Origin of the sequence: Shouchella oshimensis (assembly GCF_004375095.1) — a bacterium.
Lineage (GTDB): Bacteria > Bacillota > Bacilli > Bacillales > Bacillaceae_D > Shouchella > Shouchella oshimensis.
In genome coordinates this window covers 175,041-191,147 of the sequence record NZ_SNUX01000003.1, presented here as the reverse complement: position 1 = coordinate 191,147, position 16,107 = coordinate 175,041, and the positions used below count along the sequence as shown (strand labels likewise).

Genomic DNA, 16,107 nt, shown 5'->3' with positions numbered 1-16,107 from the left:
CAAGAAAAGACTTACTAGAAATGCCTTTCCAGTAAGTCTCCTTTAAGACTAGATATCCGTGAGGGTTAGGAGACGAATCTGCTTATTTAACTCATTTATGTGCTCATTCTTTTCCTCTTGTGTCCATTTGAATAAATCCGCCATTGCTTGGACAATTTGCCCCTTATACGTTGATACAGTTTGAATATCAAATAGAAGATCCGAGGTCCTTCGCAAGAAAAAGTCTACCGGTGTTAGAGCCATTTCGTAGTGAATAGCGTACAGTAAAGAAGCCCATAAATCTTTTGGCACGTGATAGATTTCCGCTCTTGAATCATCTAAATAAGCGAATACTTGAGGCACATTTGAACCATATCGCTCAACCAGTTTTTTTGCTACCACTTTATCCAACCCTAATTGAACACCAGCTTCTATATGGACATTATTGAAATGCTCAAGCTGATCCGAACCACCAACTTTTCCACCACTTAATACAAGGTGCTTTGTCTTGGATTGCGGATAGGAGTCTGCTCCATTGTCCTCTAAAGATTTACATACGCGATCAATAATGTGAGATGCCATTTTTCGGTAGCCTGTTAACTTACCTCCTGCAATCGTCATTAATCCACTGTCTGAAACAAAGATTTCGTCTTTACGAGAAATATCGGAAGGGTCTTTTCCTTCCTCATGAATGAGTGGTCTCAATCCGGACCAGCTCGATTCAATATCCTCTTTTGACACCTGATGATTAGGAAAACGAGCCATAACAGCTCCAATAATGTACTCTACATCTTCTCTTGTTACACCTGGTTCATGTATGGACCCTTTGTAGTTTGTATCGGTTGTTCCAACATACACTTTTTCATCTCTAGGAATTGCAAACATCATACGCCCATCACCATACGGCGTATCAAAATAAAGTGCTTGATTTAAAGGTAGCTTTCGTTTTGAGAATACAAGATGAACGCCCTTCGTTAAGTGAATGGTCTTTCCTTCTTTTGAACGGTCTTGCTCACGTAATGTATCAACCCAAGGGCCTGTTGCGTTCACAACATGCTTTGCATGAATCACAATCGCATCACCTGATTGTAAGTCTCTTGCAACGACACCATTAACGTGATTGTCTTCATACGTAAACGACTCCACCTTCACATAATTGGCTAAGTGCGCTCCATACATTGAAGCTGTTTTTGCTACTTCCATAGTTAACCGAGCATCATCTGTCCGATATTCCACATACATTCCTGCCCCTTTGAGCTGGTCTGGAGCTAATATTGGTTCTTTTTTCAACGCTTTGTTTGCTCGCATCATTGTCCGTCGTTCTGATTTTTTGACGCCTGCCAATTTATCATACACACGAAGACCGATTGATGTTGTAAAAGCGTTAAAGGTTCCACCTTTATAAAATGGGAGCATCATTCTAAGAGGCGTTGTTACATGAGGTGCATTTTCATAAACAATTTCTCGCTCTTTCCCTACTTCAGCCACTAGCTTAATTTCAAATTGTTTTAAATAACGAAGACCACCGTGAATTAATTTAGTTGATCGACTGGAGGTTCCTGCTGCAAAGTCTTGCATTTCGACTAGCCCTACTTTTAGTCCTCTTGTAGCTGCATCAAGTGCTGTTCCTACACCTGTAATGCCTCCACCAATAATCAATAAATCCAATTCATTTTGTTGCATAGTTTCTAGTGAATGTTTTCGTGTTTTTGACGAAAAGGTCATTTCATCATTCCCCCATCTTAGTAGCCCAATCAAACGTTTCCCTATCTATTATTCCACGTAAGCGATCTTTCAAACACATGGATTGCCCGGATAAAAGCGAATCGTTATACTTAACAAAAGGAGAGGGTCAGATGCGTATTGCATTCGTCATCGGCAGTTCAAAAGGATTAGGAGCAGCCGTTGTGAAAAAATTGCTTGAAGAAGAGTACGAAGTCATTGGATTCTCAAGAACAGAAGCACAAGAAGAGATACAGAAACACCCCTCTTTTACTCATGTTTCTTTCGACGCTAGTCACGTAGCTAACCGACAGATTCTTTTTTCAAATGCATTAGCCTCAATTACTGTTTCCATCGTCACAGAAATGCTCTTTATTTATAATGCCGCTCTTATTGATCCTGTAGGAAAGCTCGGCACTCTGGAAAAAGGAAATGTAACGTTTAGTCACTTATTTGAAGTGAATGTAGTCGCACCTCTTGAATTGAGCAATTTGTTTATTCAATTCGTTCAACCGTTAACGCTTTCAAAACGAATGCTCTTTGTTACATCAGGCGTAGCGTTAAAGCCTATTAGTGGTTGGTCAGGTTACTCTAGCTCAAAAGCAGGACTAAATATGCTTGTACAATCAATCGCACAAGAACAGATGGATGAATCGTTACCTGTTTTAGTAGCAGGGTTTAACCCTGGTATCATGGATACGACTATGCAAGAGTCCATTCGACACTACACAGAAGACCAGTTCCCACCTGTAGCACGGTTTAAGCATTTTCACAAAAGTGGAAAACTGCGCCCTGCAAGTACTGTCGCCTGTTCGCTTATTCACTGTCTACAGAATCCTACATTTCCAAATGGACAAATCGTTCATGTTAATGACAACCTTTAGCAAAAGCATGCTAATACTTCAGCATGCTTTAATGTATAAAAACAAAAAAGATAGCAAGAGTCATTCGCTACCTTCCAACTTTTTATAAGGAAGAGATTTCTTTATCCTTCCGATATATTTTCCTTTACTACTGGTAATGAAATAATTACTTTTGTTCCTATTCCAGGTTTGCTTTTATAGGTTACCATCCCATTCATCATTTCCACTATACGAATGGATACCATCGTTCCAATTCCATTGCCAGACTCCTTTGTTGTGAAATAAGCCGTACCTAGCTGCTTTAATTGCTGTCTACTCATCCCTACACCGTTATCATTAATTTCAATTTGTGCTCGATCTTTTAATTGATCTAATTGGATGGTTACAGTATCTCCTTCAATAGATGCTTCAATGCCGTTCTTCACAAAATTCATTAGCGCTTGCTTTACTTTGTTCTCATTACCGTCTATAAAGGCTTGTTCACATATGCCTATTGTCAATTGAATAGACCGCTCATGTGCATAAGGAGTTAATAAAGTCACTACCTCATGAACCGTTTTGTTTAACGGAAAGATGGCATTTGGTTGCGGCTTTGTTGAATTTAAAAATTCATAAATAATGGATTCTGCTCGATCCAATTCACTCAAGATTAATTTATGATATTCAGCATGTTGTTTATCTTCTGATAATAGTTGCACAAATCCTTTCACCACTGTTAAAGGATTCCGTACTTCATGTGCAATGGATGCCGCCAGTTCTCCCTTTGTAAAATCTTTTTCAGTTGCAACAAGTTCAGCCACAATCCGTTCTTTCTCTAATAATGTCTCAAATAAATACGTCACCAGGAAAACAGTCATGACAAGGAAGAGAATATAGAACCATCCTGCTAACCACGATTGGGATAGTTGACCTCCATTGTTTATTAAAATTAACGTTCCAAAGGTTTGAATCGCCGAAGGAAAGAGTAAGATTAAAGATGCATAGCGAATTCTTGACCATTTAGGCGGTAACATATAAAAGCGGTTAACACACAAGGCATAAAAAAGAGCCGTTAACACGATCAGTACTACTCCTAGTAAAAATAGATCCCCACCTTGACCTATTCTACCCACTACCGCAATAGCTGCAACGCCCCAACCAGCTCGTTTACCTCCATATAAAAATGCAAGGAGTATCGGAATATAGCGTAAATCCCATTGAATGCTTCCTACATTAATGGAAAAAACCAAGCACAGTAATACCGCTCCGCTCATAAATAAAAACATCGTTAATGAACGTTGTATTTTCCAGCTGCCTTCAGCGCGAAGGCCGTAGATAAGCACGGGGATTAAGATGGCGAATACATTAATCATGAGTTTTTCAATAACCATGTCACCCAGCATCCCCCTTATTCACTATGCTTATCATTTCGACACTGTTTGCATCATTCCTTTCTAATTTACAGAATTGCATCCATATTTTTAGTGCGTTGCAACTCATAGTAGAAGCCTTTTTTCTCCATTAACTCCCGATGTGAGCCCATTTCCGTTAATTCTCCTGCTTGTAAAACGAGAATTTTATCTGCTGCTTCAATGGTATTTAACCGATGCGCGATCACAAAACTCGTTCGACCATGCATCAAACGTTTTAATGCTTCTTGAATTTTCATTTCGGTTACCGTATCAATACTAGAAGTTGCTTCATCAAGAATTAACAGCTTAGGATCTGCTAATAACGCACGGGCTATCGATACTAATTGTCTTTGACCTTGACTAATGCCACCGCCATCTTGCTTTAAAGCCGTTTTATACCCTTTAGGCAATCGCTTAATAAAGCTATGGGCATTTGCCAATTTCGCAGCTTCATAAACCTCTTCGTCTGTTGCTGTAAGTCGTCCATAGCGGATATTATCAAGAATAGTGCCTTGAAATAAAAAAGAGTCTTGTAGTACAACCCCCATCTGACTTCGCAAGTCAGCACGATTGCGATTTCGAATGTCCACCCCGTCAATCGTAATAGCACCTTGATTCACGTCATAAAACCTTGTCAACAAATTAATAATCGTTGTTTTTCCAGCTCCAGTGGGACCAACAAAGGCAACCGTTTCACCTGGCATCACACTAAATGAGACATCCTTTAATATTGGAGATTGTGCATAGGAAAAGCTTACCCGTTCAAACGCCACATGGCCTTGTAAATCACTTTGAACAGAACCTTCTTCTGTTTCCTCTTCTGGCTTTTGATCCATGATTTCAAACACTCGTTCAGCCCCTGCCAATGCAGAAAGCAAAGCATTAAACTGGTTTGCTAAATCATTTAGTGGCCTTGTAAACTGACGAGCGTATTCCACAAAGATAACAATCATCCCAACCGTTACACCAGCTACTTGATTTACCGCCATTACTCCACCAACAAAGGCAATGACAGCAAAGCTTAAATTATTTAAGACGTTCATAACTTTTGGAATAAATCCTGAATAGGTTTGTGCCCAAAAACCAGCTACTTTTAAGGCTTCATTTCGCTGCGTAAACCCATCAATGACCGTGTCTTCACGAGAAAACGTCTTGACCATTTGCTGACCAGCAATCGTTTCCTCTGAATAGCCATTTACTATTCCTAAAGTACGTTGTTGCTCTTTAAAAAACACTTGTGTTCGCTTCGTAATCCATTTTAAACCATAGAACATAAGAGGAATAACCGTCATTGTTACAATCGTTAAGATAGGAGATAGCCATAACATGACTGCTAATATACCGATAAATGTAACGACACTCGATAAGATTTGCACAATGGATGAATTCAAGGTTGCCGATATATTTTCAATATCGTTTGTTACTCGACTCATGATATCGCCATGCTGCCGTTTATCAAAAAAACGAATAGGCAGTTGTTGGAGATGGTTAAACAAATCTCTCCTAATCTCATAAATTGTAGCTTGCGCAATACGAACCATAATAAAATTTTGAAAAAACGTGGCAATTGACAAACCAACAAAAGAAGCAAATAAAAGAAGCAAGATGGTGCCTAATCCATCAAACGTCATCGGAATGATGTAATTATCGATAATAACGCCAATGAGAAAGGGACCTACTAACATCAGTAATGAACTGATAATAACTAGTGCCATTACAACAAAGATGGCACTCTGACGCTTCCGTAAATAGACAAGAATTCTTCGAGTTGCTTCTTTCCAATCACGGGCTTTTTGGCTTTTACCTACTCTAGCCGCGTGTGGATGAGCTTGCTTTGAAGGCTGATTGTCTTTTTGCTTATGTCGATAATGGCGCCAATCAATTTTTTTATATTCAAACGGCTCTTTTAAGATCGTTTTAAACGACATACTACTCCTCCTTTCCGTATTGTGACTGATAGATTTTACGATAAAACGATGATTGTTCCATTAACTGCTCATGACTCCCAAAGCCTTCAATTTTACCGAATTCAAGCAATAAAATTTTATCTGCTTTCCTCGCTGTTGAAAGCTTTTGCGTAATTATGAGCGTGGTACACGAGTAACACTCTAGCGCATGTAGAAACTGTTCTTCTGTTTTCGTATCTAGCGCACTTGTACTATCATCTAAAAGTAAAATTTTTGGTTCACGAAGCAGCGCACGAGCAATGGAAATACGTTGCTTTTGCCCTCCTGACAAATTGACTCCTTGTTGTCCGACCACTGTATCGTAACCTTGTTCAAGCTTCTCAATCGTCTCATGTATTTGCGCTGCCTTAGCTGCTAACACAATCTGTTCAAGAGAAGCATCGGGTACCCCCCACGCAATATTCTCTCGTATTGTTCCGGAAAACAGGCGAATAGACTGGGGTACGTAGCCAAGTTGCTTTCGTAGCTCTTGAATATTCCACTGTTTTATAGACGTTCCATCTATCCTAACATCACCAGAATCGGTTTCATAAAGCTTCGGAATGAGTTGAAACAGAGACGTTTTTCCAGCACCTGTTTCCCCTAAAACGGCTACGGTTTCCCCTGCCTGAACATGAAATGAGATATCTTCTAAAACAGGCTCTTTTTGACCATCATAAGAAAACCATACAGATTGAAACTGAACCTCCCCATTAATCGTTGGAGGTTGCGGAAGCTCTTTTTGACCTTTTAGTTCATCATCAGGCTCTAACAATACTTCCTCAATTCGCAAGGCCGAAGCTTTCGCTCTGGAAAATACCATAATAATCATTGCGAATACGCCTAAAGCAGATGTTATTCTTGTTGCATAGTTAACAATGGCTACAACGTCGCCTACTTGAGCGGTATCATTATCAATCTGAAAGCTACCAAACCAAAGCACAAGTAAAATCGAGCTATTCATTAGAAGTAAAAGAATTGGCATCGTTAGTTCCATCAGGCGAAATGCCTGAACCATGCGCTTTCTTAACGTATCGTTTTCTTTAAAAAAACGATGAACTTCATGAGTCCTTCGCACAAAAACTCGAACAAGTCGAATTCCTGTTAAATTTTCTCGAACGACATGGTTTACCTTGTCCACCTGATTTTGAACTTGTCCAAAAATATGTACACCTTTTTTCAATATCCACAGTAAAAAGAATACAAGGATTGGAATGGTGAGAATGAGAAATAATGCCAGTCTAGCATTTATTAAAAAGGCCATAATGGCACCGCCTACTACGAGTAAGGGCGCTCGAGCCATAATTCGTAAGCCCATAAAAATAGTATTTTGAATTTGCGTTATATCGTTTGTTAACCTTGTCATTAATGAAGATGTAGCAAATGGTTGCAATTTGTCTAAACTAGATCGTTGAATATTTTTAAACATCGCGTTTCGCAAATCAAAGCCTGTACTCTGTCCCGCATGCCCTGCATAAAATGAGTTCAATATACCTGCTACAAAGGCAATAAGGGATAAGCCTATCATCACACTTCCCCAAACAATAACGATTGTTAGATCTTCTTGAAGTATGCCATCATCAATAATTCGAGCTAATAATAAAGGCTGGATTAATTCTACTGTCAGTTCTAACAGCATAAAGATAAACGCAATGATTGCAGCCCACTTGTACGACAGCAAATAAGAAAAAACTGTCCTCAAATCTATCTACCCCTCTACCTTTCTCTTTCAGACTATTATAAGCGATCTAAACAAAAAAAATCCTAAGAATGCACTTAGAATTTTTTCATAACGTATTACTATCATTATTGTATTCAAATTAGCTTCTCGAACATCTACGTTTTACATGTCTAGTTACGAACATTATTACGAATTCTAAGGTTGACTTTAACGGTACTATTAAACGTTTTCATCTATATTAGCACGTTCATTATCCAGTAATCGCAAAAACAAGTATACCAGCTATACATACAAAAAAAGCAGCAGAGATTAATTTAACAAACCGCGCGTTCACGTCCCGATCCCCCTCTTCATTAGTACTTCCCTTAGTATACAATGATTTGATCTGTTGTACTATGTAAAACATACAGAAAAAAGTCAAAAATTAGTTACATATACCCTGTATGGATCCTTTCTTTTTAAATAAGTCGCTTTCAATTAAAACCAGCCACTCTCTATTGTAGTTAATCGAAATGTAGGAGAGAACGGCGACTCACACCAACTATGAGCTAGCCGCCACTCCTAAAGGTAAAAACAATATATTGTTCATCTCTCTTTGTTTCCCAATGTAGCGGTTATTGAGGTACAACGGAATCAATGAAAGTGTTAACCTATTTCCTTGTTTTTTAGTTTAGCTGATAGCCTTTTTTTGCTGCTGCATCCGCCATTATGCGATAGCCTTTGTTGTTTGGATGAAACGCATCTTGAGAAAGAACGTAGTGGTTTCGTCCTTTAAAAGCCTGATAGACGTCTACAACTTGTACATGTGGAAACCGTGTTAACGATTGTATTCCTCGGTTAAACGACTTGATATACTGGTCTATAAACGGAACAGACTCTAGTGGATTATAGCTATTGAACACAATAATTTTGTACGGAATGGCTTCCTTTTGTTTCATTTCCGTTATATACAAAACCAATTGAGTCATCCAATAAATGGCGTTTTTAATGGCACCTTCTAACTTTTCAATAGAGTAAGGTTGTCGTCCATATTGTACGGATTGAATGAGATCATTTCCTCCACCAGTAATTGTTATGAAATTGGCTTTTGAAATAGATGCTATAGGTTGCTGGTAGACGAGACGATAGATTTGTGCCGCTGTTAAACCACTTCGAGCTACTAGTAGTGTCCTCACAGGAGCTTGTAAAGCGCCACTCGCATACTGACGATAGATTGAAACAAACCCACCGGGCTTTGAAGCACCTACTCCCGTAGTTAGTGAATCGCCAATTGCTAAGTAGTTCGCTCCTCTATGTTCCATAGCTAGCCCTCCCTTCTATCCACACTATTCATCTGCAAAAAAAGAGGAACGGCATACGCTCCTCTTTCTCCTATTTATAATGGAATAATTGGAGATAACGTTCCTTCATATGAAAGTGATAAAGAATGAAGTGCTCTTGTACACCCTACATAAAGCAACTTTTTATGAATAGAATCACTTGGATAATGATGGCTTGATACATTTGTTAACATAACAGCGTCAAATTCAAATCCTTTTGACAGATAAATTGGTAGTATGGAGATACCCCCTTGATACGTTGTATCTCCAGCACGAACTAACGTTGCTGAAACCTTGGCTTCTTTTAATTCCAAAGCTAGCATTTCAGCTTCTTTCTTTGTCCGAGTTAGAAAAGCAATTGTCTCATACGCTTTTACATCCTTTAGCCACTGAAGCATGGATGATAATGAATAGGTGGTAACTTTAACAGGTTCACCACTTCGAAAAACAGGCTTCGCTAATGGCGGATGGTTTTCAATTTGTTTAAGAATACCATTACTATATTCAATAATCTCCATCGTTGAGCGATAACTCTTTTCCATTTGCACATAAGTACAGTTTTCATCAAGAACCTTAACAAATGAGTCCCACGCAACGATACCTTCTTCACCATGTATGCCTTGAGCGAGATCTCCGAGAATCGTTAAGCCACCTTTTCTCGTATAGTCATTTAATAAGGAAATGATAAAGGGGGATAAATCTTGCGACTCGTCAATGACTAAGTGATCAAAACGATCTTCTTTGTCTATACTGATTAACTGTTGGCGTATGAAAACCATTGGAGCCAAATCTTCAAACATTAGTTTCCCACTGCGCAATAAAGGAGAAACAGGATAATCTTGTTGCTGTAAAAAATGAAGATACAGTTTTAATTCATCTGGTTTTTTCCAGCTATTCATGTACCTTCTTACGGCTTTCAATCCTTCAGTCTTATATTCTTTGCGTTCCTTTTCATCCTCAAACATTCTCACTTCTATTTCAACCCAACGTTTTAACCTCGCTTGCAGTCGCTCTCTTTGCTTTAAAGGGGGAGAATGAACGAAATCCTGAGTTAACCAGTTCTGTATCATTTCTTTTTTTACAATGCCATGAGCCCAAGGTATGAAATCATTAACCGGCATGCGATTGGCTAATTCTTCCTCAACGTATTTCTTCAATTGATTACGAAAAGTAAGAGACCCTTTTTCTTTCATAACAGCTTGATATTCTGGCTCAACTTGTAGCTCAAAACGAGTAAAGATTCTGTCTTCAGTTGACTCCACTTCATAAGCCTCACCTAATTTTTGCAAGACCCAGTCAACATAAGTAGATTGTTGAATATGGCCTACTCCTAATTCTGGTAGCACTTGGGCAATATAATCAAGGAACATCGCATTTGGAGCAAAGATCATCATTCGTTCTGCTTTTAAACGTTCCCTATACTCGTAAAGAAGAAAAGCCAGCCTATGAAGAGCAACTGTTGTTTTTCCACTACCTGCTGCTCCTTGAATAAGTAATGGCTTTCTTACATCTGAACGAATAATAGAATTCTGTTCTGCTTGAATGGTCGATACAATGTCTTTTAATTTGTTGTCTTTTTGTTCACCTAATTTATATAGTAGGAATTCATCTCCACCGCTGCTTTCTTGACCTTCAACGTAACTATCCACAACTCGCCTTAATTCACGTGCTCGGATAACAACATTTCGTTTTAATTGGATTTCCCCTTCAACGATACCGTCTGGCGACTCGTAATAAACATCTTCCTCACTCCCGTTAAAACTATAAAATAAAGAGGCAACAGGAGCTCTCCAATCAATGACTAGTGGTTGCTCCTCTTCGTCATCATGTACACCAACTTTACCAATGTATAAAGACTTCTTTTCATCCCTATCGAATTCAAGAAAATCCAAACGAGCAAAATAGGGTTCTTGCTTTGCGATTCGTAGAGATTGCCGCATTGCTTCACGTCTTTCTTCTAATACTTGTTGAGTAAAGTCATCTCCACGGTAAATGGGTATATTCTGGACATACGCTAACATTCGATCAATCTTTTCTAATGACATTTTTAGTACAGCTACTTCGTAATCATGTTGGTTCATAGTTATTCACCCTCTCATCAAGTCTCTCCTTTTATTTTGCCTAATTTTTTTAAAAAAATATAGACTTTTTCTTTTCAGTTTGGTAAGCTTTATATAGTTCAATTACCTAAAATATTTATACCAATATATGGTATTTTTTTTATAAAAGACTTACGCTTTTTTCTTTTTTTTTGCGTAAGTCTTTTACTATATTAAAGGAGTGAAGTCACGTTGCCATCATTATTATTCATCGGTGCTGGAAGAATGGCTGAAGCTGTATTTAAAGGCGTTCTAGCTAAACCAAATCCAGCATTCTCACCCGTTTACGTAAGTAATCATACGAACAAAGCCCATTTAGATAAACTAACAGACGTTTATCCCATTGAAGCGATTTCAAATTGGTCTGAAAAGGCTACTGAAGCGGATGTTATTCTGATTGCCGCTCCACCTTCTGCACACCCTTCTATCTTGGAAACGTTAAGCCCTCTTGTTACGAACCAACTTGTGTTAACGGTGGCTGCAGGTATCGGCCCTTCTGACCTTGAAGCACAATTACCAGCCGGTGTAGCAACTGCTTGGATCATGCCAAATACAGCAGCGCAAGCAGGAGCTTCAATAAGTCTTTATACATATGGTTCACATGTAACGGATACACAAAAAAGTTATGTAGAATCATTAGTAGCTTCTATTGGAACAGGTGCGCAACTAAGTGAATCCCTTATTCACGAATTAACTGCTGTTACAGGAAGCGCCCCTGCTTTCGCTTATGAATTTGTCATTCAGCTCGAATCGATTGCACAATCTTTTGGTATTGATCAATCTCAAGCTCGCAACCTCGTTGTTCAGATGCTGGCTGGAAGTGCAGATATGCTTAAAGCAGGCTTTACACCAACAGAATTACGTGATCAAGTAACCACACCAGGTGGTGCGACAGAAGCTGGTTTAAAATCGTTACACGCGGATGATTTTAGTGGTTCCATTGCTCGTGGTGTTCAAGCAGTAACGGATCATGCCAAAGCAAAAAGCAACTAACATATAAGAACAGGCTATAGACAATGTCTATAGCCTGGTTATTCTTTAAAATACACGTTTCTCACCAAAGTGAATGTTACTTCTTTTCAAGTATACGTAGATAAGAACCAATACGGTTATTTCAGCAAAAGGAATGGCCAACCATATAGCATGAACACCTAAAAGAAACGGTACAGTCAATAAGAACAGCAACATTAGAATGATTTGTCTCCCAGCAGTAATCCACGTTGCAATGGCTACCTCTCCAATTGATTGGAAATAGGTCATTAGTACAAAGTTCACTCCCATAACCAAATACGCTATAAAGAATAAGCGAATGCCTCTTACCGCTAATTCTTTTACTTCTTGAGGGAAATCACCAAAGATATTTACAATTGGAACAGCCGCGAATTGACCAACTAAGAAGCAAATGAATCCGGCAACAAAACCTGTTCGAATAGCTAGTTTCATGAGCTGTCTTTTTTTCTCATGTTCTGCTGCTCCATGAAAATAACTAACAATAGGCTGAACCGCAGCTCCCATACCTAAGAACATGAGCAACATAACTGCATGCACATAATTCACAACAGAAAAAGCTGCAACACCTACTGTACCCGCAAGACGTGCAAACATAATATTATGAGAGACTGTAAAAACAGATATACCTACTTCTGCTAGAAAACTCGGAAAGCCGAATCGTAGAGCTTGCTTTGATAATAATGAATCGAATCTCACCCTTACAAACTTTAAATTACTTCTTTTCGTAAAGAAGTGAGAAGATAGAACAAGTAAGCCTAAAAAAGCAGCAATGATCGTTCCGAATGCAATCTCACGTACCCCTAAATCGAGTACATACAAAATAATATAGTTAATACCAACATTTGAAAAAGCCGTTGTGACCAGCGCTGCCATAGCAAGCGTCGGGTTGCCATCATTGCGTACAAAAATACTTGATGCATTTTCCAAGGTAAAAATAAAACCGAATACTAAGAAAACGTTCATATACGCAGCAGCAAATGGAGCTGTTTCCTCATTTGCACCTAATGCATAGACAAGTGGCTCGTGAAAGAGTAAAGCCAGAGCGCCTATAACAATAGTTCCCAATCCAATTAGTAAAATGGAATGGGTGAAAATCACTCGCGCACGTCCCTCTTCTTTCCTACCCATTGCTTGGGAATATAGAGTCGCTCCACCAATCCCTAGCCATAGCGATAAGCCAACAAAAATGGTATAGACTGGACCAGCAATATTTACACCTGCTAAGGCAACAGGACCAAGTCGATTTCCAACCATAATACCGTCTACCGCTAGATTAATAGCCATTAATAGCATGCCGACTAATGATGGAATTAAATACCGCATAAACAGCTTACTAATTTTTTCCGTTTCTAACGGATTTGCCATATCTTCTCTTCCCAAATTTCCACCTTCTTTTTAACACAACCGAAATCAAATCTTATGTATTATAGCAAACTTTCACAGCGCCACGTCAATCTTTTTCTATTTGCTTCATTCTCTCGATCGTGTACGCACTAATACCTCGCCGATCATTTATTCTACGCTCTCACCTTACTAAATAAACCTTCTTTTCTGTTAAAGAGAGTGCATAAACAGCTGGATTCCCCATCTCTTCCCAATCTTTGAAGCCAAATGTAGACTGGTAAGATCGAATCAGTAATGCTAGAAGATTTCCATGACTTACAATAATGGTAGGTTTGGTTAAGCTGTTTACGACAGACAGAATACGCGCTTGAGCGTCATGGGAGGATTCACCGCCTTTGAGTGAATAGAATTCATCATCAAAACTTTTCTGTACATGCATACGCCAATTCGTAAGGGGCACCGGGCTTAAACAGCGCTCAACTAACCTTTCGTCTTGGTTAAGTGGTAACCCTAGCGCTTCTGCTGTCGGCTCAATCGTTGAAATCGCCCTTTTGTAAGGGCTCGACAGAATCATTTTAATGCCTTTCTCTTGAAAGAACAGTGCTAAATCTTTCGCATCTTGCTTCCCTTTACTCGTTAAACGAGCAGACGGTTCTTGCCCCGTTGCTTCAGCATGCCTTACTAAGTAAAGAATGTTCCTCATATAGAACAACCAACCCCCTTTAATTTAAATAGACAAACCAAGAAAAAGCGAACATGAAAAAGGTTCATGCTCGCTTTTCATTATACCTTTATTAGCCTTGGTCTTTCATTTTTGGATCAAGGGCATCCCTTAATCCATCTCCTAACATATTAAACCCTAATACTACTAGCATAATAGACAAACCCGGAAAAAGTACGGTCCAGTAAGCATTTTGAATGTAACCTCTAGAATCTGCTAACATTCTACCCCATTCTGGTGTAGGAGGGCTTGCTCCCATTCCAAGAAATCCAAGTGCAGCTGCTTCAATAATGGCAATACCAAATCCTAGAGTCGCCTGTACGATAATGGGTGCTAAACTATTAGGCAAAATGTGGTGAAACATTATTCGCCCATTTTTCATACCCTGCGCTTTTGCGGCTAAGACAAACTCTTCTGCTCGTAAGCTGATCACTTTTGAACGAACAATTCGACCAAATATCGGCACATTAATAATAGCAATAGCTAGCATTGCATTTTGTAGAGATGGCCCTAAAATCGCTACAATGGCAATGGCTAGTAAAATACTTGGGAATGCAAGCATAATATCAAAAATTCTAGAAATAAGCATATCGACCCAGCGTCCGTAGAACCCTGCTACTAATCCAAGTGTGGTTCCAATGACAAGCGCACCACTAATTGAAAAGAGGCCGATTAAAAGAGAAATTCTTGCACCATGTGCAACACGAGTAAAAACATCTCGTCCTAAATCATCTGTCCCCATCCAATGTTCTGATGAAGGAGGCATTAAACGAATGGAAGGATTCGTTTTATCAATCGTGTACGACGTTAATAACGGGGCGAAAATAGCTAGTAAAATGAAAAACGTTAGTATAATAGCCCCGACAAGTGCTAATTTATTCTTGAATAAATGGTAGAATGTATCGCCCCATATCGACCTTGTTTTTTCTTCTTTTGAAGGAGGACGTTGATGAGGTTGAGTGGCTAGTGGTCTTGATTCCATCTCTTAATCCCCCTTAATATTTAATTCTCGGGTCGATAGATGCATAAAGAAGATCGACAATGAGATTAATAAACACAAAAATAGTAGCAACAATTAAAATACCAGACTGGATAACTGGATAATCTCGATACGAAATACCCTCATAAATATAGCGACCCACCCCAGGCCAACTGAAGATCGTTTCCGTTAGGATTGCTCCACCGAGTAATGCTCCAGCTTGTAAGCCTACAACCGTTAACACTGGAATAAAAGCATTTTTTAATGCATGTTTATAAACAACTACGCCTTGGCTAGAGCCTTTTGCTTGAACCGTACGAATATAGTCAGATCGTAACACTTCAAGCATACTAGAACGTGTCATCCTAGCAATAATCGCCATTGGAATCGTCCCAAGCGCAATGACAGGTAAAACAAGATGACGTATAGCCGTTATAGTTTGATCAAAATTTCCTCTTAATAACGTGTCAATAATATAAAAATGAGTAATTGGCTCAATTGGTGCACGTGGATCACTTCTTCCAACGGTCGGAAGCCAACCTAACTCCTGTGCAAAGATCCATTGCTCCATTAATGCTAACCAGAAAACTGGCATTGATACTCCTACAAGAGCGATAAGCATACATGCATAATCAAAGAATGAATTTTGTTTCCACGCACTAACAATACCAGCGTTTACACCAATAATAATGGCAAATAACATGGCAAAAAACGTTAGCTCCATTGTTGCAGCTAAATACGGCCAAATTTCGGTAATAATTTCATTATTTGTTCGCATTGAAACACCAAGATCGCCTGTTATTAAATCTCCTATGTAACTACCATATTGAACCCAAAATGGATTGTTTAAGCCTAGCTGCTCTTCTAATTCTGCAATTGCTTGAGGAGAAGCTTGTTCACCTAAGATTGTTTGGGCTGGGTTTCCTGGAATGAGCCAAATAATCGAAAACGTGACAACCGTCATCCCAATTAAAACAGGAATTAATAAAGCGATTCTTCTTAACATATAAGAAAACACAGTTTCACCTCTATTCTTTGGATAAAGAAGGCAG

The 16,107-nt window shown here is 39.0% G+C and carries 12 protein-coding genes; 2 read left to right on the top strand and 10 right to left on the bottom strand.

The window, feature by feature from the left end; all coding sequences use genetic code 11:
* Positions 1 to 48: 48 nt before the first annotated feature.
* The gene (locus E2L03_RS11685) at positions 49 to 1,704 is read right to left on the bottom strand and encodes a glycerol-3-phosphate dehydrogenase/oxidase (protein ID WP_134259256.1); all 1,656 of its coding nucleotides are present in this window, start codon (positions 1,702 to 1,704) and stop codon (positions 49 to 51) included.
* Between the two features lie 131 nt (positions 1,705 to 1,835).
* Here E2L03_RS11685 and E2L03_RS11680 point away from each other — a divergent pair, with 131 nt between their 5' ends.
* Positions 1,836 to 2,585: an SDR family NAD(P)-dependent oxidoreductase gene (locus E2L03_RS11680; RefSeq protein WP_166740290.1), complete on the top strand. Its 750-nt coding sequence runs from the start codon at positions 1,836 to 1,838 to the stop codon at positions 2,583 to 2,585.
* A gap of 101 nt (positions 2,586 to 2,686) precedes the next feature.
* On the opposite strand, the gene E2L03_RS11675 is transcribed toward E2L03_RS11680, so the two are convergent.
* The 5 genes from E2L03_RS11675 to E2L03_RS11655 form a co-directional block, all read right to left on the bottom strand.
* Entirely contained in the window at positions 2,687 to 3,934 is a 1,248-nt protein-coding gene (locus tag E2L03_RS11675) for an ATP-binding protein (RefSeq protein ID WP_166740289.1), read from the bottom strand.
* 68 nt (positions 3,935 to 4,002) lie between these two features.
* Positions 4,003 to 5,883 carry an ABC transporter ATP-binding protein gene (locus tag E2L03_RS11670; protein WP_134259254.1) on the bottom strand — a complete coding sequence of 627 codons (1,881 nt, stop codon included), beginning with the start codon at positions 5,881 to 5,883 and terminating at the stop codon, positions 4,003 to 4,005.
* Position 5,884: 1 nt separating this feature from the next.
* Positions 5,885 to 7,603, bottom strand: a complete 1,719-nt coding sequence (locus tag E2L03_RS11665; RefSeq protein WP_038478217.1) for an ABC transporter ATP-binding protein — start codon at positions 7,601 to 7,603, stop codon at positions 5,885 to 5,887.
* 644 nt (positions 7,604 to 8,247) lie between these two features.
* Positions 8,248 to 8,883 carry a GDSL-type esterase/lipase family protein gene (locus E2L03_RS11660; protein WP_134259253.1) on the bottom strand — a complete coding sequence of 212 codons (636 nt, stop codon included), beginning with the start codon at positions 8,881 to 8,883 and terminating at the stop codon, positions 8,248 to 8,250.
* Positions 8,884 to 8,957: 74 nt separating this feature from the next.
* Positions 8,958 to 10,982 carry a HelD family protein gene (locus E2L03_RS11655; RefSeq protein ID WP_134259252.1) on the bottom strand — a complete coding sequence of 675 codons (2,025 nt, stop codon included), beginning with the start codon at positions 10,980 to 10,982 and terminating at the stop codon, positions 8,958 to 8,960.
* A gap of 210 nt (positions 10,983 to 11,192) precedes the next feature.
* On the opposite strand from E2L03_RS11655, the gene proC reads away from it, so the two are divergent.
* A complete protein-coding gene (proC, locus tag E2L03_RS11650; protein ID WP_134259251.1) occupies positions 11,193 to 11,993 on the top strand; it encodes a pyrroline-5-carboxylate reductase in 801 nt (266 codons plus the stop codon).
* Positions 11,994 to 12,038: 45 nt separating this feature from the next.
* On the opposite strand, the gene E2L03_RS11645 is transcribed toward proC, so the two are convergent.
* The 4 genes from E2L03_RS11645 to E2L03_RS11630 form a co-directional block, all read right to left on the bottom strand.
* On the bottom strand, positions 12,039 to 13,376 hold the full coding sequence (locus E2L03_RS11645; protein ID WP_038485404.1) for an MATE family efflux transporter: 1,338 nt from the start codon (positions 13,374 to 13,376) through the stop codon (positions 12,039 to 12,041).
* A gap of 160 nt (positions 13,377 to 13,536) precedes the next feature.
* Entirely contained in the window at positions 13,537 to 14,058 is a 522-nt protein-coding gene (locus tag E2L03_RS11640) for a histidine phosphatase family protein (protein WP_134259250.1), read from the bottom strand.
* A 91-nt stretch (positions 14,059 to 14,149) separates the two neighbouring features.
* On the bottom strand, positions 14,150 to 15,058 hold the full coding sequence (locus E2L03_RS11635; protein ID WP_038478209.1) for an ABC transporter permease: 909 nt from the start codon (positions 15,056 to 15,058) through the stop codon (positions 14,150 to 14,152).
* Positions 15,059 to 15,071: 13 nt separating this feature from the next.
* Positions 15,072 to 16,061, bottom strand: coding sequence for an ABC transporter permease (locus E2L03_RS11630; RefSeq protein WP_206698858.1), 990 nt, complete (start codon positions 16,059 to 16,061; stop codon positions 15,072 to 15,074).
* Positions 16,062 to 16,107 lie beyond the last annotated feature (46 nt).